Origin of the sequence: Arthrobacter sp. UNC362MFTsu5.1 (genome assembly GCF_000685965.1) — a bacterium.
GTDB lineage: Bacteria > Actinomycetota > Actinomycetes > Actinomycetales > Micrococcaceae > Arthrobacter.
Genome location: NZ_JMLE01000061.1, coordinates 1 through 3126, shown reverse-complemented (window position 1 = coordinate 3126; position 3126 = coordinate 1). Strand labels below are relative to the sequence as shown.

4 protein-coding genes are annotated in these 3126 nt (G+C 64.5%); all 4 read left to right on the top strand.

Going from position 1 to position 3126, the window contains the following annotated elements:
• Window positions 1–66 precede the first annotated feature (66 nt).
• The 4 genes from BS38_RS0123950 to BS38_RS0123935 are packed head-to-tail and all read left to right on the top strand — an operon-like array spanning window position 67 to window position 2986.
• Complete coding sequence (locus tag BS38_RS0123950) at window positions 67–579, top strand: hypothetical protein (protein WP_028273014.1); 513 nt, start codon at window positions 67–69, stop codon at window positions 577–579.
• A 40-nt stretch (window positions 580–619) separates the two neighbouring features.
• Window positions 620–2047: a chromosome partitioning protein ParA gene (locus BS38_RS0123945; protein ID WP_156037250.1), complete on the top strand. Its 1428-nt coding sequence runs from the start codon at window positions 620–622 to the stop codon at window positions 2045–2047.
• A gap of 35 nt (window positions 2048–2082) precedes the next feature.
• Complete coding sequence (locus BS38_RS0123940; protein ID WP_028273012.1) at window positions 2083–2673, top strand: DUF6668 family protein; 591 nt, start codon at window positions 2083–2085, stop codon at window positions 2671–2673.
• Between the two features lie 43 nt (window positions 2674–2716).
• Entirely contained in the window at window positions 2717–2986 is a 270-nt protein-coding gene (locus BS38_RS0123935; RefSeq protein WP_012311500.1) for a hypothetical protein, read from the top strand.
• Window positions 2987–3126: the final 140 nt, after the last annotated feature.

Below are 3126 nucleotides of genomic sequence, written 5' to 3'. Positions count from 1 at the left end.
CACCCGGACCGTCAGCAGCGATGTCCCTTCTGCCTTCCTGTACCTGCCCACCCAAGAGGAGAAAAAGTGAAAAAGCCCCTGGCCCTCATCGCAGTAGCCCTGCTCAGCGCCGCGTGCGCACCGGCAGCGAACACCACCCCTGCACCGGCTGAGCCCACGGCAGCCACGCCATCCGCGCCGGTTTCGCTGAGCGCCAGCAGCGGCCCACAGGCTCCCGGCGGCACGGTCCCGGCCACGATCGGCATCACCTGGGACCAGGCCAGCAAGGACGCAGCCGAGGACATCGCTGAAAAGGCCATGGCGGACTTTGCCCGCCCCGGTGTAGAGGAAAAGCAGTGGGCTAACGATCTTGCCCGCTGGCTCACGCCACAGGCCACCGCCGACTACTCGGCGGTGGACCCGGCCAACATTCCCGCCAGCCGCGTCACCGGCCCGGCCACACTGGGCGTCGATGAAGCCAACGGTTACGGGGTCATGGCAGCGGTGCCCACCGACGCCGGGACCTACACGGTGCAGCTGCTCCGCACCGCCAAGGAATCCCCGTGGAAGGTCAACCGCCTCACACCACCTGCTCCCTGACACTCCTAACCACGTTTCAGAAAGGTAGAACGCTATGGTCATGAACCAGACAGATGTCCCGGCCTTCCCAAAGATCAACGCCATCGTCCGTGCCAACGGCACGGCAGAAGTGGTTGTTGCCGGCAACTCCCGGAACGTGAGAGCGGCAGAATCTCTGCAGCAACTCCGCGACAACGCCCTGTCCCTCGTCGTCAGGGAAGCGAAGACGCTGAACCGCCCGGTCCGTGTCCAGGTCGATGATCCGGACGGTCAGGGTGAGCTGATCGTGAACCCGGACGGCACTAAGGAGTCCGTCAGCTACGTGGCCAAAGCCCCCCGCCGCCGCGTAGCTGAAGCTCCCACCCCCGCCGCATCCCTGCCTGCTCCTGCGGTTGCAGAAACCATCCCAGCGCCCATTATCGACGAGCCGATTACTGACGGACCGGGAACCGTCCCATTAGCGACAGGAACATCCATGACCCTGACACCCGCAACCACGTCCACGCCGGCCCCGGAAGCGCAGGAGGCACCGACCCGGCGCAGCCTGAAGGAGACCTCCTTCCTGGTCAGCGCTCCGGTCCTGGAACCTGCCACGCAGGGCTGGCGGGGTGCGCTCACGCGCCTTGGCTTCCGGATGGACCCCTCCGCAGAAGAGCTCTCCGAGCGGGAGGATATCCGCACGGTCAGCCAGCACTGGCCAGGTCCGCGGACCATTGCCGTGGTCAACCGTAAGGGCGGTGCGAACAAGACCCCCACGGTGGTCATGCTCTCGGCCATCCTCGCCCGCTACAGCGGGGCCGCGACCGTCGCTTGGGACAACAACGAGTCCCAAGGCACGCTGGGCTGGCGGACCGAAAAGGGCGCCCATGACCGTAGCGTCCTGGACCTGATCGATTCCTCGACTGAGCTGCTCTCCCCGTCGACGAACGCGGCCGAGATTGCTAAGTTCGTCCACCACCAGACCGCAGACAAGTTCGATGTCCTGCGCTCGGATGAGAACGAGGAAGGTGACCACGAAGTCACCGCTGAGGAAGTCGACATCGCCCACCAGGTCCTCACCCGGTACTACCGGTTGGTGGTCATGGACTCGGGCAACACCGCCCGGGCGGCGAACTGGCGTCGGATGATCCACCACACCAACCAGCTCGTCGTGCCTGTGACGGCCATCGAGGACCGCGCAGAAGCTGCCCGGCTGACGCTGCAGACCCTCGAATCCCGTGGTGGCCACGATGCCGAGCTGGCACGCAACGCCGTCGTGATCGTCTCTGAATCCACAGACGCCAAGCGGACCATGTCCGGGGATGCCTTGAAGCGGGCCAAAGACGAGGCCCAGCGGATTGCGGACGGTTTTAAACCGTTCGTCCGAACCGTCGTGAGGATTCCCTACGACCCTGCCCTGGTGAACGGGCCCATCCGCTATGAAGCCCTGCAGCCCGCGACCCAGCGGGCATGGCTGGCGGCCGCGGCCGCCGTCGCCAGAGGCTTCTAAACCACCCATCATTTGGACTTTCGAAAGGAGGAACCATGCAACAGTCCCTGAACCCCTGGATCGCCAGCCCAGAAACGGCAGAGCCCGAAGAGGCCACCGCAGATGAATATGTTTCACCGCCGGCGATCATCACCGGCCCGGTTCTGGGGATGGTGGAACCGGACGCGGCTGACCGCCTCGCCCGCCGCTCGGTCACCGGTACGGCCACGGTCTGGGTTACCGGTGTTCATGGAGGATCGGGCGAAACCCGGCTCAGCCACCTCGTGGAGGGCGCACGGCCAACAGAACATGCCTGGCCCATCCTTGAAGACGGCTTCAGCAAACCTGCCGTCCTCCTGGTTTGCCGCTCAGACATGCACGGACTGAAAGCAGCGCAAAGAGCCCTCATCCAATGGGCCTCCGGCGCAGCCCCCGACGTCAACCTGCTAGGCCTCGCGGTCCTGGCCGATGCACCGGGAAAACTACCCAAAGCCCTGCGGGACTTCGCAGCTCTCATCGGCGGGGGAGCCCCCCGACTCTGGATGCTCCCCTGGGTCGAATCCTGGCGTCTGGGGGACACCAACACCGGGACACCCGGCCGGGAGTATCAACGCCTGATCACCGACCTCACAGCCCTCACCAACTAAACAATCAACAGCTCTACAGCGCCATACTTCGAAAGGTCTCACCATGAACTTCATCGCAGCTCTTCCCGCCAGTGTCATCCCGAACCCGACCCCTGTCGTACCTCCCCAGGCACAGGGCCTGCTCACCGTACTGAACTGGGCCTCCGGCATCGGCCTGGTCCTCGGCGTTTTGGGCGTGATCATCGTCGGCATCGGCATGGTCATCCAGCTCCGACGCGGAGAAGGCGGCGAATCCATCGCCAAGCTCGGCTGGGTCCTCGCCGGCTGCATCATCATCACAGGCGCCTCCGGCATCGTCCGCGCCTTCGTTTAACCCAATCCCCGGAGGTTCACCATGAGCGAATCCACACAGAACACCACCGAACAGAATCCATTCACCAAACCCGGATTCATCATTTCGGCCGCCCTCGTGGTCGCACTGATAGCAGCCGTCATCGTCATCTTCATGATCCC